Consider the following 21081-nt stretch of genomic DNA (forward strand, 5'->3'; position numbering starts at 1 on the left):
TCGCGCGGAGGGCCAGGACGGCGGTGATCCTGCGGGATCTCAGGCCGCTTGGGCGGCTTTCGCCTGTTCGGCCAGCTTGCCGAATGCGGTCAGATCGTGCACCGCCAGATCGGCCAGCGACTTGCGGTCGATCTCGATGCCGGCCTTCTTCAGCCCGCTCATGAAGCGGCTGTAGGACAGGTCGAACTGCCGCGCAGCGGCGTTGATGCGGACGATCCACAGCGAACGGAAGTCGCGCTTTTTCTGGCGACGGTCACGATAGGCGTACTGGCCGGCCTTGATGACCGCCTGGTTGGCAACGCGATAGACGTTCTTGCGTGCCCCGTAGTACCCCTTCGCCTGCTTGAGGACCTTCTTGTGACGGGCGTGAGCGGTTACACCGCGCTTGACTCGTGGCATGTCTCGATTCCTCGGTCAGTTCAACGATGGTTGGGCAGCATCTTGCGCACGGCGGCCGTGTCGGCCTCGTGCACCATCGCCGGGCTGCGCAGGTGACGCTTACGCTTGGTGGACTTCTTGGTCAGGATGTGGCTGCGGTGCGACTGGAACCGCTTGTACTTTCCCGACCCCGTACGGGTGAAGCGCTTGGCCGCACCCCGGTTGGTCTTGATCTTCGGCATTTTCTGCTCCGGCATTTGGGACCGGTTCCCCGCAGGGCCGGTCGTTTGTGAAAAGGGCGATCAGGTATGCGGAGACCCGCCGCCCCTTGTCGATGTCCGCCCTACTGCTTCTTGCGGGGCGACATCACCATGATCATCTGACGTCCTTCCATCTTGGGGCGCTGCTCCACCACCGCGATGTCGGTCACGTCCTCTTCGATTCGATCCAGAAGCTGATTGCCGAGCTCCTGATGACGCATCTCGCGCCCGCGAAAACGGATGGTGACCTTGGCCTTGTCACCATTCTCCAGGAAGCGCCGCAGATTGCGCAGCTTGACGTTGTAGTCACCCTCGTCCGTCCCGGGACGGAACTTCACTTCCTTGATCTGGATCTGCTTCTGCTTCTTCCTGGCTTCCTGCGCCTTTTTCGACTGTTCGAACTTGTACTTGCCGTAATCCATGATCCGGCAGACCGGCGGTTCGGCGTTCGGCGAGATCTCCACCAGGTCCAGCCCCGATTCGCGGGCCATGTCGAGGGCCTCTTCGCTGGTGGTGATCCCCCGGTTCTCGCCTTCGGCGTCGATCAGCCGGATCTTCGAACTCGTAATCTGATCGTTCAGGCGAACGGTTTTCGCTGCGCTAATGGCCTTTTCTCCAGTTCAGGTTCCGGTGCCCCGGCTGGCAACCTCTTTCCCGAGGCGTTCGCTCAGTTCATCCAGGGACATGGTACCGAGGTCTTCGCCGTCGCGGGTACGAACCGCGACCTTGCCCTCTTCCATCTCCCGGTCTCCGAGCACCAGCAGGTACGGCACGCGCTTAAGCGTGTGCTCGCGGATCTTAAAGCCGATCTTTTCGTTTCTCAAGTCGGGCTCGACGCGGAAGCCCTGCTCGCGCAGGCGCCGCGCCACGTCCCGGGCATAGTCGTCCTGGCGTTCGGTGATGGTCAGGACCGAGGCCTGGATCGGCGCCAGCCAGGTCGGGAAGTGCCCGGCATAGTGCTCGATCAGCACACCGAAGAAGCGTTCCACCGATCCCAGCAGGGCGCGATGGATCATGATCGGGCGGCGCCGCTCGTTGTCCTCGGCGACGTACTCCATGTCGAAACGCTCGGGCAGATTGAAGTCGAGCTGGATGGTCGAGCACTGCCACTGGCGGCCGATCGCGTCGTGGATCTTGATGTCGATCTTGGGGCCGTAAAAGGCGCCGCCGCCCTCGTCCAGGCTGTATTCCAGCCCTTTCTTCTCGATCGCACCGCGCAGGGCGCGCGTTGCGTGGTCCCAGATCTCGTCGGATCCCACGGCGTCATCCGGCCGGGTCGACAGATTCACGTCGAAATCCTCGAAGCCGAAGGTGCGCAGGGTCTCCAGGGTGAGGTCGATCACGCCCATGACCTCGGCCTCGATCTGATCCTCGCGGCAGAAGATGTGGGCATCGTCCTGCGTGAACCCGCGCACGCGCATCAGGCCGTGCAGCGCCCCGGACATCTCGCGCCGGTACACCGTGCCCATCTCGCCCCAGCGGATCGGCAGATCGCGATAGGAATGCAGCCGGTCCTTGTACATCAGCACATGGAACGGGCAGTTCATCGGCTTGAGCTGGAACGCCTGGTGCTCGTCCTGCATCGGCTCGTACATCGAGTCGGCATAGAACTCGGCGTGGCCGGAGGTGTGCCACAGCTCCAGGTTGGCGATGTGCGGGGACACGACGAAGTCGTAGCCGGCCTTCTCGTGCATCTCGTACCAGAAGTTCTCGATCTCGCGGCGGATGCGCGCGCCCTTCGGGTGCCAGAACACCAGACCGCCGCCGGCCTCGTCCTGGATGGAGAACAGGTCCAGCTCCGCGCCGATCTTGCGATGGTCGCGGCGTTCCGCCTCTTTCAGGCGATGAAGATGCTCTTCCAGCTGCTGCTTGTTCGGCCACGCGGTGCCATAGATGCGCTGCAGCATCTCGTTGTCGGAATCGCCGCGCCAGTATGCCCCGGCCACGCTGGTCAGCTTGAAGGCCTTCAGCTTGCCGGTGGACGGGATGTGCGGGCCCCGGCACAGGTCGATGAAATCGCCCTGACGGTACAGCGAGATGGTCTCGCCCTTCGGGATGGATTCGATGATCTCGGCCTTGTATTCCTCCCCCATGTTGCGGAAGTACTCCACCGCTTCGTCGCGGTCCATGGTCGAGCGCTCCACCGGCAGATCCTGCTTCGCCAGCTCCTTCATGCGCTTCTCGATCTTTTCCAGATCTTCCGGCGTGAAGCCGCGGTCATACGCGAAGTCGTAGTAGAACCCGTTCTCGATGGTCGGGCCGATGGTCACCTGGGCATCGGGAAAGAGTTCCTTGACCGCCTGCGCCATCAGATGCGCAGTGGAGTGGCGGATAATCTCCACGCCTTCCGGATCGCGGTCGGTGACGATCGCGACCTCGGCGTCGTCGTCGATCTCGTGGCGCACGTCCACCAGTTCGCCATTCACCTTGCCGGCGACGGCCGCCTTCGCCAGGCCGGTGCCGATATCCTTCGCCACGTCCATGATGGTGATGGGTTGATCGAACTCGCGGCGGCTGCCGTCGGGGAGGGATACTGCAGGCATTGCGAAACTCCTTCGCCGACCCATACGCGGGGTCGAACGTCGCTGATTCAGAAAATGAAATGAATTCGGATAACCTTCATGCAAAGGTTATCACGAACCCTGCCCGCCCCGACACGAATCCCGTGCCGACGGCAGGGCGGCGCCCCTGCGCCGCGACTACTCGCCCGCCGTTCCGTCGGCTTCGGGCACGGCCTCATCCAGCGGCACCGGCCCATTCGTCCCCCTGTCTCCCTCGATGATGTCGGTCGACCCCCCGCCCGGATCGGCGTCGTCGGCGTCCATCAGCAGCACGTCCACCCGCCGGTTGCGGGCGCGGCTTTCGGCATCCACGTTCGGGCGCAGCGGGCGGGTATCCGCATGGCCGGTGGCACGCATGCGCGCCGGCTCCACCCCGGTGTCCTCCATCACGTGCACCACCGAGACCGCCCGCGCGGTGGACAGATCCCAGTTGGAACGGAAACGTTCGCTGCGGATCGGCAGATCGTCGGTATGCCCGGCAATCACGATCTGGCCCGGGGTCTCGGCCAGCACTTCGGCCACCCGTTCCAGCACCGGCACGAAGTCCACGTTCAGGTCCTTTTCACCGATCTCGAAGGCGGCCTGCTCCTCGAAGCGCAGCAGGATACCGGCGTCGTCTTCCGCCATGTCGATCAGCCCCTGCTCGAGCTCGTCCTGCAGGGCCTCGCGCAGGGCCTCGGTGATCTCGTCCTGCTCGCGGTATTCCGGTTCGGGTTCCGGCTCCTCGACGGTACGCGGCTCCGGCGAGCGGCCTTCGAGGTCGATGACGGTCGGCTCCGGAATGGCGGGCACTTCCTCCTGCACCTCGGTGGAACCCAGCACCTCGCGCAGCGAATCGGCCATCTGCTCGTACTTCTCCGCGTCGATGGTGGAGAAGGCGTAAAGCATCACGAAGAACACCACCAGCACCGCCATCAGATCGGCGAAGGTGGTCATCCAGCGCGGTGCGCCGCCCTCGCCTTTCTTGCTCCTGCGCACGGCCATCTACGAAGACGACCCCTGAGGCTGCCCCTCGGCCTGTCCCTGCTTTTCGAGCTCCTCGGCCGCCTTCTCGCGCTGCTTGCTGGGCAGGTACGGCAGCAGCATCTCCTCGATCATGCGCGAGTTGAAGCCCTGGTGGATGCAGTTGACGGCATCCACGATCAGGTTCCGGGTGATGTGCTCGGAGCGCGCCCGCATTTCCAGATTGTCCGCGATGGGCAGGGCCACAAGCTGCGCGAAGATCGCGCCGTAAAGCGTTGTCAGAAGGGCCACGGCCATGCCGGGGCCGACCGCTTCGGGGCTCTCCAGGTTACCCAGCATCTGCACCAGCCCGACCAGGGTTCCGATCATGCCGAAGGCGGGCGCCTGCTCGCCAATGGACCGGAACACCTTCTGTCCGGTCTCGTGACGCTCCAGCGACAGCTCCAGATCCTCGCGCAGCACGTGCTGGATACGCTCGGGTTCGAAACCGTCCACCGACAGCTGCAGGGCCTTGGCGTAGAACGCGTTGGGGGTCTCCTCGTCCTCCAGTGCCAGCAGCCCCTTCTTGCGCGCGACCTGCGCCAGTTCCTTGGTGCGCTCGATCAGCGCACGGGGGTCATCCTCCTGGTGATAGAGGGTCTTCACCGCCACGCGGAACGAGCTCATCACGTGGCGGAAGGGGAACTTGATGAACGTAGCGGCCATGGTGCCGCCGACCACGATCAGCACCGCCGGCAGGTGCCAGAAATCCGCCGCCTGACCGCTCAGGACAATGGCGCCGAAGATCACGCCCAAGCCCAGCACCACGCCGAAAAGAGTTGCCTTGTCCAAGTGGGACTCCGCAGAAAAAGACCTGGATGGAATGGCGTCATCCTAATATATGCGCTCGACCCGTGCGCGGCCGCACGGGTCGCGGCTGTGTCACAATCGCGCCATGAGCAGCCACCCCTACGACGCCCTGACCCCCGAATGCATCCTGGATGCGGTGGAATCCACCGGCCTGCGCTGCGACGGGCGCCTGCTGGAACTCAACTCGTTCGAAAACCGCGTCTACCAGATCGGCACCGAAGATACTCACGGAGGATCACGGCCGATCATCGGCAAGTTCTACCGCCCCGGGCGCTGGTCGGATGCCGCCATCCGCGAGGAGCACGCATTCGCCCTCGAGCTGGCGGCGGCGGAGATCCCGGTGGTCGCCCCCCTGCCCGATGCCGACGGCGAGACCTTCCACGAACACGCCGGCTTCCGCTTCGCGCTGTATCCGCAGCGCGGGGGCCGCAGTCCCGATCTGGAACAGCCCGAGGTGCTGGAACGCATCGGACGCTTCATCGGCCGCATCCACACCGTCGGCGCCGCCGCCCCGTTCCTGCATCGCGAGATCATGGACCTTGCCGGTCTGGCCACCGCGGCCCGCGAGGATGTCCTGTCCGGCGCGCATCTGCCGCCGGAGCTGGTATCGGTCTACCGCGACCTCAGTGCCGATCTGGTCGAGCGTCTGCGGGACTTCGAGCCGATACTGGGCGAAGTCCCGGCGATCCGCCTGCACGGCGACACACATCGCGGCAACCTGCTGTGGACCGATGCCGGCCCGCATTTCGTCGATCTCGACGACGCCCGCACCGGGCCCGCGGTGCAGGATCTGTGGATGTTCCTGTCCGGCGATACGCCGACCATGACCGGACAGCTGCTGGACCTGCTGGAGGGATACGAGGACTTTCGTCCCTTCGACCGCCGCGAGCTGGCCCTGATCGCGCCGCTGCGGGCCCTGCGCATCCTGCGCCACGCCGCATGGCTCGCCCGGCGCGCGGACGACCCGGCCTTCGTCCAGGGCTTCCCGGTGTTCTACACGCCGCGTTTCTGGGAGGAGCACATCCTCACGCTGCGCGAGCAGCGCGCCGCCCTCGACGAGCCCCCGCTGAACCTGCCCTGAGGCCTCTCGGACGCCCCGTCAGTAGCGTGCGGGGATGTACTTGCCCGTCAGCAGCGGGCCACGCGCTTCCTGGTCGTGGGCCCAGACGCGCGGTTCCAGCTCCGGTTTCTCGGGTGGATGGTCGCTGTAAGGGATATTCTCCAGGATATCGGCGATGCAGTTGAGCCGCGCGTGGCGCTTGATGTCCGCATCCACCATGCGCCATGGGGCATGCGCGGTATCGGTATGGCGCAGCATGTCGTCCTTGGCCTTCGAGAATTCATGCCACAGCTCACGCGATTTCAGGTCCATGGGCGAGAGCTTCCAGCGTTTGACGGGGTCCTCCACCCGCGCCTGAAAGCGGCGTTCCTGCTCCTGTTCGCTGACCGAAAACCAGTACTTGTACAGCTCGATGCCGTCTTCCACCAGCAGTCGCTCGAACGTCGGACAGGCATGGAGAAAGCGCTGCACCTCTTCTTCCGAGGCGAAGCCCATCACCCGTTCGACCCCGGCCCGGTTGTACCAGGAACGGTCGAACAGCACGATCTCGCCCGCCGTAGGCAGGTGCGCGGCATAACGCTGGAAATACCACTGCCCGCGTTCGTGGTCGGAGGGTTTCCCCAGCGCGACGGTGCGCACGATGCGCGGGTTGCTCTTCTCCATGATGCGCTTGATCACCCCGCCCTTGCCGGCCGCGTCACGGCCCTCGAACAGGATCACCACGCGGCGGCCTTCGGCCTTCACGCAGCGCTGCAGCTTGATCAGCTCCACCTGCAGCCGCCGCAGCTCGCGTTCATAGACCTTGCGCCGCAGCACGCCTTCCTTGTTGTAGTCCTCGGCATCAAAGCGCCGCAGGCGTTCCCCGTCCGCCATCTGCTGTCTCCGGCCATCGCAAACCCTGAGTATGACAGCCCGTGCGGGGCGCGGGCATCCATTCGGGACCGTGACCATGCATTGCAAGCCCGTGCCGAGTCGGGCAGGGTCGAACCACGCAACGGAAGGAACCGAATCATGGCTGACATCGCCTCCTGGGCCGGGGCCCTCGATCCCTGGCAGATCTGGCTGCTCGCCGCCCTGCTGATCCTGATCATCGACCTCGCCATCCTCGGCGGGCTGATGTCCGGCGGTGGCGGCATCACCCTCGTACTGGCCGGCGGCGCCCTCGGTGCCATGGTGGCCGCCGCCTTCGGTGCCGAACTGGCCGGCCAGCTGAGCGCCGGCGTGGTCGGCATGATCCTGGCCGGCGCCCTGGCGTTCTGGGTCGGCCGCCGCTGGGCCGGCCGCCCGCAACAGGGGCCGCCGGATGACCCCCGAGTGCGCGACGAGATCCTGCACCTCGAACCCTACAACGGGGGGCTGGGCGTGCGCGTGCTGGGCGATGCCTATCCCGCCCGGCCCGAGGATCCGCAGCAGACCCTGCAGGAAGGCGATCCCGTGCGCATCCAGCGTTTCCAGGGCATCACCGCCGTGGTCCGCCCGGCCGGCGACGACCCCGGCACCCACTCCAGCCACACCAACGAAGGGAATCCCGCATGAATACGCTCATCACCCTCATTGCCATCGCCGTCCTCGTGGCGGTCTTCCTCAGCATGGGGATCACCATGATCCCGCAGCGCCGCGCCCAGGTGATCGAACGCCTCGGCAAGTACCACCGCACCCTGGAGCCGGGCCTGAACCTGATCATCCCGTTCATCGACCGTCCCCGGGCGATCACGATCCTCACCTTCAAGAACGACCAGCCGGTGGTCCGCACCGAGGACAAGATCGACATGCGCGAAGTCGTGCTGGACTTCCCCAGCCAGTCGGTGATCACCCAGGACAACGTCGGCGTGCAGATCGACGGCGTGCTCTACTACCAGATCATGGACCCGCAGGCCGCGGTCTACGGCACCGAGAACCTGGTGCTGGCGATCCAGACCCTCGCCCAGACCTCGCTGCGCTCCGAGATCGGCACCATGGAGCTGGACAAGATCTTCGAGTCGCGCCAGGAGATCAACGCGCGCCTGCAGACGGTGATGGACGAGGCCGGCAACAAGTGGGGCCTGAAGGTGAACCGCGTCGAGATCCGCGACATCGACACCCCGCAGGAGATCCGCGAGGCGATGAACCAGCAGATGGTCGCCGAGCGCAACCGCCGCGCCACCGTGCGCGAGGCCGAGGGCTACAAGGAAGCCGAGATCCAGAAGGCCGAGGGTGACAAGCAGGCGGAGATCGCCAAGGCCGAGGGCCAGAAACAGGCCGCCATCCTGGTAGCCCAGGGCGAGAAGGAGGCCATCCAGAACGTGATGGCCGCCCTCGAGGGCAAGGCCGACGACCCGATGGCCGGCGTGCAGTACCTGATCGCGCAGCGCTACATCGAGATGCTGCCCGAACTGGCCAAACAGGGCGACCGCGTGTTCGTGCCGATGGAAGGCACCGCCCTGCTGGGATCACTGGGCGGCATGCGCGACCTGTTCGGTGCCGGAGCGATGTCCAGTGTCGACAGCCCGGCCGCACCGGTGACCGGCTCCCCGACGCAGGGAAGCTGACGCCGCGCCCCCCGGCAGGCGCAAAGCGGTCGGTCCGGGGGACGGACCGACCGCCACGGCCTTGCCTCACTGGCCTCGCCGCGGCGCCTGCTACGGAGCCGTGGTTCGGGCCGTACCCATACTCAGTGCGGTTCGTGGTGGCGGGCTGCCAGAATCGCCGCCGCCACATCCGCAGGTTCAATCCCCGGGGCATCCAGCCCCACTCCGGACATGGCCGTGGCCACCGCATCCTGCAGCACCGGCTCTTCCAGCGGGATCCCGTGCAGGGCCTCCGCGACCCGGTCCATGCCGTCTTCGGGGAACACCGTGAAGTCGCCGGACAGCAGGAGATCGGCGATCTCGTCGTCCTTCTCCATCAGCTGCGCGCGGATCAGCCCGCCCGCCGCCTTGTGCGCGCCTTCGGTGAGATGCGTGCCCGCGGCGATCTTGACCCCCATCTCGACGAACTTGCGGCCCTTGCGATAGGTCCACTCGGGATCCGCCAGGGCCTGCACCTGTTCATCGATGGCGGCGACCTCCTCGGCCGTCGGCTCGCTCAGCTCGACGTCCACGTCCAGCTCCTCACCGATCCGCTTGAGGAATGCCTCGCGCACCGTCTCGCGCGGCGGCTTCTCGCCCAGCTCGCGGGTCAGCGTGGTGATGTAATCCTCCATGCCGGCACGCAGCTTGTCGCGGAACTTCTCCGACGGCACCTTCAGGCACTGCGCCATGGTCGCGGTGTCGAAATCGAACATGAAACTGCCGACCATCACGGTGGCATCGCCGATGCTGGCCGCACCCGTCCCGCCGATCTTGCGCCCGTCGACGTGGATGTCGTTCACCGGACGGAAGGTCGCGTTGACCCCCAGATCCTGATAGGTGTGGATCACCGGATCGATGAACTTCTGATAGATCTGCGAGACGATGCGCGGGGCCTTCGCGCTCGGGTAGATGAAGTGGAAGAACATCTGGTCGCGGTCCAGATACACCGCGCCGCCACCCACATGCCGGCGCACGATGGGGAGGTTCTGTTCCTCGCAGTACTCCTCGTCCACCTCCAGGGCGATCTCCTGATGCAGTCCCACGCAGACGTAGGGATCATCGGGGTTTACCAGGGTCAGGACCGGATCGTCGTCCGGCCCCATCGCCTCGGCCACGCCGTGGTACACGGCCTGGGAACGCAGTGCGGGCTGCTGCCCGAAATCGATCACGCGCAAACGCATCTTCCTTCCTCTGATCGAGCGGGGCCGCGGCCCCGGTATCCATGACGGCTCCGGCCGCGGGCCGGATCAGAACTCAGCGTACCAGACCACGCCAAAGCTGCGGCCGGGGGCGAGGATCTCCTGCGCGCCACGCGCCGGGTCGATCTGATCCTCGCGCTGGCCGGTCACATGCTCGCGGTAGGCCTTGTCGGCAATGTTGTTCACCTGGAAGGTCAGCTCGTTGTGGCGCAGCAGACCGGACGGCTGGAAACGATAGCCCACCAGCAGATCCCCGGTCGCGAAGCCGGAAGTCTCGCGTTCGGTGTTATCCGTGAAGCGGTCCGCCGTGCGATCCTGGCGCGCCACCGCGCGCAGCCGGCCTTCCCACTGCCAGCCCTGCTCCACCGAACGACGCAGCGCGATGCTGGCCTCCGGCGGCGGCATCTCCGCCAGCGGCTCGTCGAACCGGCTGTCGCGGTTTTCGCCGCGGATCCAGGTGCCGGTGAACTCGCCGCTCACGTGCTCGGTGAACGGACGCTGGACCTGCAGCTCGACCCCGCGGATGCGCGCCTCGTCGAGGTTGACCGTTTCACGCTGGTTCTGCGTGCCCGGCAACACCACCGCACCGATGTAGTCGCGTATCCGGCTCTCGTAGGCGGAGACCATGTAGCTGAAGCCCTGCAGATGGCCGCGCGCCCCGACCTCCAGGGTCCGGTTGCGCTCGGGATCCAGTTGGGGGTCGGCGATCCAGCGGTAGCCATCGCTGTATTCGTAAGTCAGATAGCGTTCGAGAAGACTGGCCGAACGATACCCTTCGGACAGGCTAACGTACGGATTCACCTCCTCGCGCAGATCCCAGTTGAAGCCGGCCGACCAGCTCAGGTTGTGGTCCACATTCTGCAGATCGCCATCGCTTTCAACTACAGCATCCGCATCGCCTTCCACACGGTCGTAACGCATACCCAGGTTCAGGGTACCGGCATCGAGGAAGGTCTCGTGCTGCACAAACATACCCTGCGAATCGATCTGACCGTCATCGATCAGATCCATGAACAGCGCCCGATTCTCAAGGGCATCCGGATCCGTCAACAACACTTCAAACGGCGCTGCAGCATCATTAGGGCGGAAGCCCTGGTTCACATGACCGATAAAGGAATCCGGGCTCGCCCGCAGGCGCCAGTACTCGGCGCCCACCAGAAGGATCTGGTTGTCGGTCGGGAACAGCTCGGTCTGGATGCGGGCCCCGTCGGTGGTGAAATCGGTGTCGGACACACGGTAGTCCCGGCCCAGCGCATGGCTCCAGTCGTAGTTGCCGCGCGAGAGCTCCTGGCGGTAGATGGAGGCCTCGACCCGGGGCGCCCAGGCGCCGCCGAAATCACCCTGGTAGGTCGCTTCCAGCAGATCACGGGTCTGCGTCGGCGTGTAGTGCGTGTTCAGCCCCTCCGGGGCCGCGCGGAGCTGATCCGGCAGGGGGTCATTCTCCGGGTCCCTATCGTTTACAGACCGCGACGCCAGATACCAAACGTCCTCACGCTCGTCGCGCTGGGCACGGAAACCAAGCTCGTGATCCGGGGTCAGGCGGGTGCGATATCGCAGGTGATAGGCCTCCTGCCGGGTACCGCTGTCGTCCAGGCGGTCGCCGTCGCCCATGCGGTAGTCACCGGTATCCAGATAGGCGGTGGAGAAGTCCAGCACGTGGCGTTCGTTGGAGGCGGTCACCCCCAGCGCGGTGCGCAGCCCGCGATCCACCGAGCTGTAGCCCAGACGGCTCCAGGCGTTCATTTCCTCTTCTTCGGTGAAATCGCCGCTGCGGGTGATGATGTTGATCACCCCGCCCATCGCGCCGGAACCGTAGAGCACCGAGCTCGGGCCGCGCACGATCTCGATGCGTTCGATCAGGTCCATGTTCACGTAGGAGGCGAGCGAGCCGCGCGCCGGCGGCTGCATCGCGTTGACCCGCACGCCGTCCACCAGCACCAGCACCTGGTCGCGCTTGAGCCCGCGAATGATCGGGTCCTGCCCCACCGAGCCGTCCACCGCGGTGGCCAGGCCCGCCTCGCCGCGCAGCAGGTCGCCCACGCCCACCCCCGGGCGGTTGCGGATCTCGTCGCGGTCGATGACCGTGACCGATGCCGGCGTATCCTCGATCAGGGTCTCATAGCCGGTGGCCGTGACCGATACCGGTGCCAGCTCCACGGCCTCGTCCTGGGCCAGGGCCGCGCCCGGCAGGGCCAGCAGCGTGGCCAGAGTCGTCTTCCCGATGGTACGTTGCGTCATGGTGATCTCCCCCGTTCCGAAGCCGCGCAATTTAGGCACCTGACGGCCGGGCCGCAAACCGATCCCCACAGCTCACATGGACTTCATCAGGAGACGTTGATGTACTGCAATCGGCTGTACCCGGAAATCGGCCCCGCGAGGGGCGGATGAAGACCCGTCCGGTACTGGGCTGGCGCGAGTGGGTAGGGTTGCCGGAACTGGGGCTCGACTGGATCAAGTGCAAGGTCGATACCGGCGCGCGCAGCTCGGCGCTGCACGCGTTCGCGATTGAAACCTTCCAGCGCGACGGGCACGAATGGGTCCGTTTCGGCATGCACCCGCGCCAGCACGACAGCACGACCGAGACCTGGTGCGAAGCCCCGGTGCTGGATGTACGCCCGGTCACCGACTCCGGCGGCCACCAGAGCGACCGCTACTTCATCCGTACGCCCGTACGCATCGGTGAATCGCTGCTGCCGGTGGATCTTTCCCTGACCGCTCGCGATACCATGCTGTTTCGCATGCTGCTCGGGCGCGAGGCGATGCGGGGCCGGTTTCTGGTCGACCCCGGCGCATCCTTCGCCCTGGGGAAACCCCCGGAGCAGCCCGACAGCCTGCAGCAGGACCACGACGACGAACCCGCAACCAGCCCCCGGGAAACCCCATGAAGATCGGCATTCTGTCGCGCAACACCAAGCTCTACTCCACCCGCCGCCTGGTCGAGGCCGCCCAGGAACGCGAGCACGAAGTGCGGGTGGTGGACCCGCTGCGCTGCTACATGAACATCACCGCGCACAACCCGCAGATCCACTACAAGGGCGACATCCTCGATGAATTCAACGCGGTGATCCCGCGCATCGGGGCCTCGATCACCTTTTACGGCACGGCGGTGCTGCGCCAGTTCGAGATGATGAACGTCTACCCGCTGAACGAATCGGTGGGCATCTCGCGCTCGCGGGACAAGCTGCGCAGCCTGCAGCTGCTGTCGCGCCGCGGCATAGGACTGCCGGTCACCGGCTTCGCCCACTCGCCGGACGACATCGAGGACCTGCTGGACACGGTCGGCGGCACCCCCTGCGTGATCAAGCTGCTGGAGGGCACCCAGGGGCTGGGCGTGGTGCTGGCCGAGACCAAGCAGGCGGCCGAAAGCGTGATCCAGGCATTCATGGGGCTCAAGCAGCACATCCTGGTGCAGGAGTACATCAAGGAGGCGAAAGGGGCGGATATCCGCTGCTTCGTGATCGGCGACAAGGTGGTCGCGTCGATGAAGCGACAGGCCAAGGAAGGCGAGTTCCGCTCCAACCTGCATCGCGGAGGCAGCGCGGCGCTTTGCCGCATCACCCCGGAGGAACGCGCCACCGCAGTGCGCGCGGCCAAGGTGATGGGCCTGAACGTGTGCGGCGTGGACCTGCTGCGGTCCAATCACGGCGCGGTGGTCATGGAGGTCAATTCCTCGCCCGGACTGGAGGGCATCGAGGCCGCCTCGGGCAAGGACGTCGCCGGGATGATCATCGATTTCATCCAGAAGAACGCCAAGCCCAACCGCACCAAGACCAAGGGTCGCGGCTGAATGGCCGGACTGCCGCGGGCCCGCCGCAACCGCCCGGTCACGCTGGGCGACACCACCGTGCAGCCGGGCGAACGGCGCACGGTCGAACTGGAAGTCGGCAGCCTGTACACCCATACCCCGGCGCACATGCCGGTGCAGGTGGTCTGCGGCCGGCAGAAGGGGCCCGTGCTGTTCGTCAGCGCCGCCATCCACGGCGACGAGATCAACGGCGTCGAGATCATCCGGCGCCTGCTCAAGGTGCCGGCCCTGCGGCGGATGAAGGGCACGTTGCTGGCGGTGCCGGTGGTCAACATGCACGGCTTCATCAACCAGAGCCGCTACCTGCCCGACCGGCGCGATCTCAACCGCGTCTTCCCCGGATCCCGCAAGGGCTCGCTGGGGGCCCGGGTCGCACGCCTGTTCATGCGCGAGATCGTGCACAACAGCACCCACGGCATCGACCTGCACACCGGCGCGATCCACCGCTCCAACCTGCCGCAGATCCGCGCCAACCTGGACCACCGCGAGACCCGCGAGATGGCGCAGGCCTTCGGCGCACCGGTTATCCTCAACTCGGCTCTGCGCGACGGCTCCCTGCGCGAGGCCGCCGCGGAGCGGCAGGTCCCCATCCTGCTGTACGAGGCCGGCGAGGCCCTGCGCTTCGACGAGCTCTCCATCCGCGGCGGGGTCCACGGGATCATCGAGGTCATGCGCTATCTGGGCATGCTGCCGGCGCCGCCTCGCCAGCGGCGGCGCAAGGAGCCGGTGATGGCGCGTTCCGCCAGCTGGGTACGCGCACCGGAGAGCGGCATCCTGCGGATCTTCGTGCGTGAAGGGGACCGCGTAACCCGCGACCAGACCCTGCTGGCGATCGTCTCCGACCCATTCGGCGAACGCGAGACCGAGATCCGCGCCCCGGTATCGGGCATCGTGATCGGCCAGCTCCGCCTGCCGCTGGTGAACGAGGGGGATGCGGTGTTCCACATCGCCCAGTTCCACCGCACGGACATCGCCGTGGAACGCCTCGAAACCTTTCAGGAGGACCTCGAGGCGCCGGGCTACCCCTACGCGGACGGCGGCAACGGGCGCGGCGAAGGCCCCTGAGAGGCCTCCGCCCCGGCCCCGACGGCTCAGGACGCCAGCGACCGCTCCAGCTCGGCGAACGACTGGGCCGGCCCTTCGGGAGACACATCCACCCCCAGCTGGCGCCCGATCTGGGTGGCCGAAAACAGCCCGCACACGGCCTCGCTGCCATCATCCCGGCGCAGCACCACCAGGGCATGCTGACGACCCGATTTCTTCAGGGTCCGGACCACGTCGCCCACTCGCGAATGTTCGACCTTGTCCAGATCCATCGCTTCCAGCTCGCTGACCCTGCTCATTACGTGCTTCACTTCCACCGCCTCGCGGGGGATCCCCTCTTCCTGGGCCGCCCGCACCGGGCCCTCGCCCATGATGTCGCGGGCCGTCACCACACCCTTCACCGAGTCCTGCGCATCGACCACCAGCAACAGACGGACCCCGGCATGGATCATCCGCTGCAGCGCCTCGTCGGCCCGCATGTCCGCCATGGTCGTCACCGCCGGCACCTTGCGCAGATCGGTCATGGCGCGATCCGCCGGCGAATCCGGTGTCACCCGCGGCGCCAGGACACCGTCGCAACGAAGCACGGCGGTATCCGCGGACAGCGGACGAGTCTGGATGGGGGCAAAGCTGTTGTTCATGAACCGCTCCTTGACGTGGTTGCACGGCCCTCGCGCGAACCCCGCACGAAGGTCATTCCTCTGGAGTGTAGTCAGAAATCTTGAGTCCAGTGTCATTCCGGACGCAGACCCGCTCAGGGTCCCCGCAGGCACGAGAGAAACCGGCCGGCGGTGAAACAATCACAGAGCAGCAGGATGGATCTGTGGGCTACCAACCCTGAATGCCTCCACCGCCAACGTGGAAGTGACTCGACGGTCACGCATCGGGTCCCGTAAAGTTGTGATACAGGTCTCATACAAGGTTTGTAGCAAAATGACCCGCAACCGTTGCCAGCTCCTGCAGGAGCCGGGTCACCCGGCTGGCGTCGCCCATGCAGCGACGCCCCGTGGCTTTACCACCTCCATAGACGCACGTTTCAGCGACGGCGCCGCACCGGAGCGGCCATCTTGATCCCGGACGGTCTCGCCAGCCTCGATGCTTGGCTGGTCACGGCGCTGATTGCCGGTTCACTATCCGGCGTCCTAACAGTACTCGCATTCCGTCTGGTTCTCCGTCGCCGCAAAGCGGGCGAGGGAACCACTAGACGCAAGCTGGAGGACGTCCGGCAGACCATCGAGCATGCCCTCGTCCCCATCGAGGACCAGGCAGACAGGCCCAACCTCGCAGCTACGCTTCGCCGAATGCTTCACTCTTCGGAAGAGACATCCGCGCAATTGCTGGTCCAAAAGGAACTCCTCCAGCACCTCCACGATCTTGTGGGAAAGAGCGAGGATTTGTGCGGCATCGCCGATGCCGATTACCGCTACATATGGGCCAACCGCGCCTACCGCGAACATTACGGGCTGACTGACGGGGAGCTCTTGGGGCGTTCACTGCCCGAAATACTGGGCGCGGATTATTTCGAGCAAACGGTCAAACCCTATCTGGATCGCTGCCTGGGCGGGGAGACTGTGAGGTACGAGACCGAGCGCACCACGACCGATGGCCAGCGCCGTCGACTCCGGGTGAACTACTATCCGCTTGGCCCTGGTCTCGACCGGAAACAGCGGGCGGGAGCGGTCATTACCGACGTCACCGACCTGCGTACGGCCGAGAACGAACTGCAACGCCAGGCCCACCTGATCGAGATGGCCGGCCAGATCGCCCGCGTCGGCGGCTGGTCAGTATATCTCGATGACGGGCGAATCGCCTGGTCCCCGGTGGTCGCCGAGATCCATGGCATGCCAGCGGGTTACGCCCCGCCGATCGAGGAGGGGATCAACTTCTACGCGCCCGAGTCGCGCGACCGGATCCGCACCCTGTTCAACGACTGCATCGAACAGGGGCTCCCCTACGACGAAGAGCTGGCCATCATTGACACCGAAGGACAGCGCAAATGGGTACGTGCACTGGGCGAACCGCTTTTTGATGCTGAAGGCCGCATCGTGGGGGCCCAGGGGGCCTTCCAGGATCTGACCCGCCACCGCGAACGTGAGCGCCAGCTCCACCGGTTCCGCCACATTATCGAGCAGAGCCCGGCGGCGGTCGCCGTCACCGACCTGGAAGGCCAAATCGAATACGTGAACCCGGCCTTCGAACGGGTCTCCGGCTATTCCAGAGATGAGCTGTTGGGCCAGACACCGGCCCGGATCCAGAGCGGCAACACGCCGGACGAGGTCTACCGGGACCTTTGGGGGACCATCACCGCCGGGGAGACCTGGACCGGAGAGATCCAGAACCGGCGCAAGGACGGGACACTGTTCTGGGAACAGGACGTCATTTCGCCGCTCAAGGACGAACAGGGTCGGGTCATCAACTACGTGGCGATCAAGCAGGACATCACCCCCCTGAAGAAGGCCGAGGAGCAACTCCGCCGGCTCGCCTTCGAGGACGCCCTGACCGGACTGCTGTCACGTTCTGGCTTCGAACGGGCGCTGCAGGAACGGATCGATGGGGACCACTGGCATCCGGCCGGAATCCTGGTGATCACGGACATCGCGGCACTGCGCGACATCAACGAGTCTTACGGCTACGAGGCCGGCGACTGGCTGCTGAAGGAATTCGGGCAGCGTCTGAAAGGACAGGCGGGCGACCACGGCCTGGCCGGCCGGATCGGCGGCGACGAATTCGTTGTGTTCCTCCCCGAACCCCGCGAGCCGCCGGAACTCGAGCTGGGCGAGCTGCACGACGCATTGACCGCGCCCTTCGCGATGCACGGCGCGGAGTTCGAGGTCGCGATTCGCATCGGCTTTACTCGTATGGGTACCCGGCGTCGCACGGCGGAGGATCTGCTGCACGAGGCGGAGCTCGCCCAGTTCCGCAACCATGCCGAGGCCTCCCAGCTCTGGTCGGCGTTCACCCGTCAACTGCTCGAGGAAACCCAGCAGCGCATCGACCTCACGCGCGATCTGCGTCAGGCCCTCAACGAGGACCAGCTCGAACTCCACTTCCAGCCCAAGGTGGACCTGGCCAGTGGCCGGCTGGTGTCCTGCGAGGCGCTGCTGCGCTGGAATCACCCCGAGCGCGGCCTGCTCCCGCCGGACCTGTTCATCAGCCTGGCCGAACAGAGTCAGCAGATCACCGCAGTGGGCGACTGGGCGCTCGCGCGGGCCTGCCGGCATCTGCGCGAATGGCGCGATGCGGGCCTGGAACCGGTCCGTGTGGCGGTCAACGTGTCGCTGACGCAGTTCGAGGTCGGCAACTTTGCACGACGCGTGCAAAGCATCCTAGAAGTATCGGGGGTCGCCCCCGAGGAACTGGCACTGGAGGTTACGGAAGGGGTGTTCATCGGGCAGTCTCCCGCCCTGTTGCAACAGATGCGCGTCCTGCATGAAATGGGCGTGCGCCTGTCCCTGGACGATTTCGGCACCGGCTATTCCTCGCTGCTTTACATCAAGGAATATCCCTTCGACGAGATCAAGATCGACCAGGGCTTCGTGTTCCATCTGCTGGACGAACCTTTCCATCGCCACATCGTGGAGACGGTGGTGACACTGGCCCGGGCGATGGATGCGGAAGTCATTGCCGAAGGCATCGAGTCCGCGCAGGTTGGCGAGGCCCTGCTGGAAATGGGCTGCCCCTTCGGCCAGGGCTATTACTACAGCATGCCGCTGGAAGCGGAGGACTTCCGCTGGTTGCTGGAGCAGCGAGGGCGCCTGCCGCTGGGCAGCACTCACCCGCCATCGACCTGAACAACCGGAGTCCGCATGGAACGACCCCAAAACACACTGCAAAAGTTCGAAACCGGCATCGCCGGGCTCGACCGTGCCACTCGCGGCGGCCTGCCCAAAGGCCAGGCGACGCTTGTCCTCGGCCAACCCGCCGCCGGCAAGACCGTGCTGTGTCTGCAGATCCTGGCCCGAGCGGTGGAACAGGGTGAACGCGGCGTTTTCGTGACCTTCGAGGAATCGCCCGAGCAGGTGCGGCGCGACGCCGCCTCGTTCGACTGGGGCGCCGGGCTGCTGGACTCCGAACGCTGGCAGCTGATCGACGCACGCCCGCATCCGGGGGCCGAGGCGGCCGGCGAATTCGACATGGGAGGCTTGCTGAGTGCCGTCACGCCCGCGGCCGACGGCGATGCAGGCTGGGTGATTTTCGACGGCATCGACCAGCTCCTGCAGCTCCAGCCAAACCCGCATGCCGCCATCGAGCAGATCCGCCGAATCAACGATCACTGCGAGACCCACGGTCAGGCGGTGCTGATCACCGGCAAGGCACGGGGTGACGGCCCCGCACCGGCCTGGCTGGAGGGCATCGAGTTCCTGTTGTCGTCGAGCCTGCTGCTGTCGGCGCGCGTGGTCCAGCAGAAGCTCAACCGCTCACTGCGCATTACCAAGTATCGGGGAAGCGATCATGTCGCCGACGAAATGCCAATGCTGATCGATGGCGAGGGCATCCAGCTCCCCTACCACGAGGCCCCTCCGATCGGTCAGCCAGCGGCCGGCAGCGAACGGCTGACCACCGGCATCCCGCGTCTGGACAGCCTCCTGGGTGGCGGCATCCATCGCGGTTCCAGCCTGCTGATCTCCGGTCGCCCCGGGACCGCCAAGAGCACCCTGGCCGGAACCTTCGCAGAGACCCGGGCGAGGGAAGGCGAACGCGTGCTGTACATCAGTTTCGATGAGCTGGAATCGGCCTACGTGCGCAACCTGACATCGGTGGGCATCGACCTGGCCACCCCGATGGCCCGCGGGGTCGTCCATTTTCAGGATTTTTCCGCCTACGCCTCCAGCGTCACCGAACAATTCCTCGCATTGCGACGCCTCATCGACGGATTCGCTCCCGACTGTCTGATCATCGATCCGGTCTCCGCCTTGCTGAAAGCCAGTGCCACCGAAGGCGCCCATCTGGCGACCGAGCAGCTGACCGATCTGGCCCGCCGACGCGGCATCACCACCGTCCTGACCGCACTGAGCGGTGTAGAGGACCCGGAGGGAGAAGCCACCCTGGGCTATGTCTCCACGTTGGCCGATACCTGGATTGTCGTCGGTTACAACGAACGCGGGGGCGAACGTAACCGGTCGCTGTCCATCGTGAAATCGCGCGGTTCGGCTCACTCCAATCAGCAGCGCGAACTAATCCTGTCCGACAGCGGACTGGACCTCGCGGATGTTTACGCATCCGGCTCGGAGGTGCTGATGGGGACGGCGCGCGCGATGAAGGAACGCGAGGATCAGGAGCGGGAGCGCCAGCGACAGCTGGAACGCGAACGTCGGCGCCTGGACCTGGAACAGCGCATCCTGCAGGCGGAGAAAGAACAACAGCGCCTGGAGGCCGAACGCGACCACCTGGATCGGACAAGCGGCGAGACGGATCGTCTGGAACACGATTATCACGAAGAAATCCGCCGCCGCCGGGACCCGGATCACGATCCGGAACCCTTCAAAGAAGGTCAGCATGCCGACGGAGGAAAACAGCATTGAACGAGAATCAGGACCATGGCGAAGCCTCCATCCCCGTGCTGACCCTCTTCGTAACCGGATCGGCACCCCGCTCGCAGCGCGCGCGGGCCAACCTCGCCCGAATGCTGGAGCAAATCGGCCGCTCCGACATGCAACCTCAGGAGGTCGATCTTCTAGAACAGCCCGAACAGGGCATCACCCAGTCGGTGTTCGCCACGCCATCACTGCTGAAGACCGACACCCATGGCGAAGTCTCCGTGCTCTACGGGGATCTGTCCGAGGAGGAGAAGCTGCGGCGGTTCCTGGCCGAACTGGGAACCGACGGGTAAACCGGAAGATGGCGTCCCCGGCAGGATTCGAACCTGCGACCTACCCCTTAGGAGGGGGTTGCTCTGTCCAGCTGAGCTACGGAGACGCGGGCGGGAAACCGGATTATACGCGTGGCAGATAGCATGTCGAAAACGCCGCCCGGTTCGCCTGCAAGCAGGCTCCTGCCATTCCGCTCGCATCGGGTGCGATTCAAACTTAACGGGGCGGCACGGGGTGGCGCCCCGCGCGCCGGCGAACTAATGTACGGACATGGAGAAGCTGAACTCGGAGCAAACCGACCGTCTGATCGATCTGCTGTGCCCGCTGGTGGGGGTGCGTGGCGAGGTGGACGGACATGTGGTTGAACTGGTCGACATCCTCGATGAGGGACCGGGCGGTCAGCCGGGCATCGCGCTGATGGATGCCGGCGTGGACCGCAGCATCCAGACCAATCAGTACGGTGATCCGCTGTCGCGCCATTCCCGGGTGCGGACCCTGCCGTTGCTGAGCGAGGTGGAACCCGATCTGCATCCGGTGCTGCGCGCGCTGATCCCCGCCGAGGTGTTGCAGCGCTGCCGCGAGGAACTGCGCCCCGAAGACTGA

At 65.6% G+C, this 21081-nt stretch carries 20 protein-coding genes and 1 tRNA gene; 10 read left to right on the forward strand and 11 right to left on the reverse strand.

Annotation, left to right across the window (positions count from 1 at the left end; translation table 11 throughout):
• Positions 1–39 precede the first annotated feature (39 nt).
• From rplT to F790_RS0107705, 6 genes are all read right to left on the reverse strand, one after another.
• Positions 40–399, reverse strand: a complete 360-nt coding sequence (gene rplT / locus F790_RS0107680) for a 50S ribosomal protein L20 (RefSeq protein WP_018869320.1) — start codon at positions 397–399, stop codon at positions 40–42.
• Positions 400–419: 20 nt separating this feature from the next.
• Positions 420–620 carry a 50S ribosomal protein L35 gene (gene rpmI, locus F790_RS0107685; RefSeq protein WP_018869319.1) on the reverse strand — a complete coding sequence of 67 codons (201 nt, stop codon included), beginning with the start codon at positions 618–620 and terminating at the stop codon, positions 420–422.
• 101 nt (positions 621–721) lie between these two features.
• Complete coding sequence (gene infC, locus F790_RS0107690) at positions 722–1243, reverse strand: translation initiation factor IF-3 (protein ID WP_081617406.1); 522 nt, start codon at positions 1241–1243, stop codon at positions 722–724.
• A 15-nt stretch (positions 1244–1258) separates the two neighbouring features.
• The gene (thrS, locus tag F790_RS0107695) at positions 1259–3181 is read right to left on the reverse strand and encodes a threonine--tRNA ligase (protein WP_019591280.1); all 1923 of its coding nucleotides are present in this window, start codon (positions 3179–3181) and stop codon (positions 1259–1261) included.
• Positions 3182–3337: 156 nt separating this feature from the next.
• Positions 3338–4183, reverse strand: coding sequence for a flagellar motor protein MotB (locus F790_RS0107700; RefSeq protein ID WP_083938861.1), 846 nt, complete (start codon positions 4181–4183; stop codon positions 3338–3340).
• On the reverse strand, positions 4184–4993 hold the full coding sequence (locus F790_RS0107705; RefSeq protein WP_019591282.1) for a motility protein A: 810 nt from the start codon (positions 4991–4993) through the stop codon (positions 4184–4186).
• Between the two features lie 103 nt (positions 4994–5096).
• Between F790_RS0107705 and F790_RS0107710 the strand changes: the two genes are divergently transcribed.
• On the forward strand, positions 5097–6092 hold the full coding sequence (locus F790_RS0107710; RefSeq protein WP_038033260.1) for a serine/threonine protein kinase: 996 nt from the start codon (positions 5097–5099) through the stop codon (positions 6090–6092).
• 18 nt (positions 6093–6110) lie between these two features.
• Here F790_RS0107710 and ppk2 read toward each other — a convergent pair whose 3' ends face one another.
• Positions 6111–6944 carry a polyphosphate kinase 2 gene (gene ppk2 / locus F790_RS0107715; protein WP_019021979.1) on the reverse strand — a complete coding sequence of 278 codons (834 nt, stop codon included), beginning with the start codon at positions 6942–6944 and terminating at the stop codon, positions 6111–6113.
• Between the two features lie 138 nt (positions 6945–7082).
• On the opposite strand from ppk2, the gene F790_RS0107720 reads away from it, so the two are divergent.
• Entirely contained in the window at positions 7083–7607 is a 525-nt protein-coding gene (locus tag F790_RS0107720) for an NfeD family protein (protein ID WP_019021978.1), read from the forward strand.
• Positions 7604–8599 (forward strand): SPFH domain-containing protein, encoded by a 996-nt coding sequence (locus F790_RS0107725; RefSeq protein ID WP_019021977.1) that lies wholly within the window; start codon positions 7604–7606, stop codon positions 8597–8599. The genes F790_RS0107720 and F790_RS0107725 overlap by 4 nt, the downstream gene beginning before the upstream one ends.
• A 122-nt stretch (positions 8600–8721) precedes the next feature.
• Here F790_RS0107725 and F790_RS0107730 read toward each other — a convergent pair whose 3' ends face one another.
• Positions 8722–9801, reverse strand: coding sequence for a biotin/lipoate A/B protein ligase family protein (locus tag F790_RS0107730; RefSeq protein ID WP_019591283.1), 1080 nt, complete (start codon positions 9799–9801; stop codon positions 8722–8724).
• 66 nt (positions 9802–9867) lie between these two features.
• Complete coding sequence (locus F790_RS0107735) at positions 9868–12057, reverse strand: TonB-dependent siderophore receptor (RefSeq protein ID WP_026332895.1); 2190 nt, start codon at positions 12055–12057, stop codon at positions 9868–9870.
• Between the two features lie 146 nt (positions 12058–12203).
• Between F790_RS0107735 and F790_RS0107740 the strand changes: the two genes are divergently transcribed.
• From F790_RS0107740 to F790_RS0107750, 3 genes are read left to right on the forward strand one after another with little or no spacing between them, the layout of a single operon-like run.
• Positions 12204–12704, forward strand: a complete 501-nt coding sequence (locus F790_RS0107740; protein ID WP_019590262.1) for a RimK/LysX family protein — start codon at positions 12204–12206, stop codon at positions 12702–12704.
• Positions 12701–13606 (forward strand): 30S ribosomal protein S6--L-glutamate ligase, encoded by a 906-nt coding sequence (gene rimK, locus F790_RS0107745; protein WP_019021974.1) that lies wholly within the window; start codon positions 12701–12703, stop codon positions 13604–13606. Before F790_RS0107740 ends, rimK begins: the two co-directional genes overlap by 4 nt.
• Complete coding sequence (locus tag F790_RS0107750; RefSeq protein ID WP_018869306.1) at positions 13607–14689, forward strand: succinylglutamate desuccinylase/aspartoacylase family protein; 1083 nt, start codon at positions 13607–13609, stop codon at positions 14687–14689.
• A gap of 26 nt (positions 14690–14715) precedes the next feature.
• On the opposite strand, the gene F790_RS0107755 is transcribed toward F790_RS0107750, so the two are convergent.
• Entirely contained in the window at positions 14716–15309 is a 594-nt protein-coding gene (locus F790_RS0107755; protein ID WP_018869305.1) for a CBS domain-containing protein, read from the reverse strand.
• A gap of 735 nt (positions 15310–16044) precedes the next feature.
• Between F790_RS0107755 and F790_RS0107760 the strand changes: the two genes are divergently transcribed.
• Genes F790_RS0107760 through F790_RS0107770 form a run of 3 tightly spaced genes read left to right on the forward strand, consistent with a single transcriptional unit; the run spans position 16045 to position 20498 of the window.
• Positions 16045–18459 (forward strand): EAL domain-containing protein, encoded by a 2415-nt coding sequence (locus tag F790_RS0107760; protein ID WP_019591286.1) that lies wholly within the window; start codon positions 16045–16047, stop codon positions 18457–18459.
• A gap of 15 nt (positions 18460–18474) precedes the next feature.
• Positions 18475–20190, forward strand: coding sequence for an ATPase domain-containing protein (locus tag F790_RS0107765; RefSeq protein ID WP_019591287.1), 1716 nt, complete (start codon positions 18475–18477; stop codon positions 20188–20190).
• Positions 20187–20498 carry a circadian clock KaiB family protein gene (locus F790_RS0107770; RefSeq protein ID WP_019570371.1) on the forward strand — a complete coding sequence of 104 codons (312 nt, stop codon included), beginning with the start codon at positions 20187–20189 and terminating at the stop codon, positions 20496–20498. Before F790_RS0107765 ends, F790_RS0107770 begins: the two co-directional genes overlap by 4 nt.
• Positions 20499–20507: 9 nt before the next feature.
• Here F790_RS0107770 and F790_RS0107775 read toward each other — a convergent pair.
• Positions 20508–20584, reverse strand: a tRNA-Arg gene (locus tag F790_RS0107775).
• A 164-nt stretch (positions 20585–20748) separates the two neighbouring features.
• On the opposite strand from F790_RS0107775, the gene F790_RS0107780 reads away from it, so the two are divergent.
• Entirely contained in the window at positions 20749–21081 is a 333-nt protein-coding gene (locus tag F790_RS0107780; RefSeq protein ID WP_019591288.1) for a hypothetical protein, read from the forward strand.

The sequence above is a fragment of the Thioalkalivibrio sp. ALE20 genome (assembly GCF_000381405.1).
GTDB lineage: Bacteria > Pseudomonadota > Gammaproteobacteria > Ectothiorhodospirales > Ectothiorhodospiraceae > Thioalkalivibrio.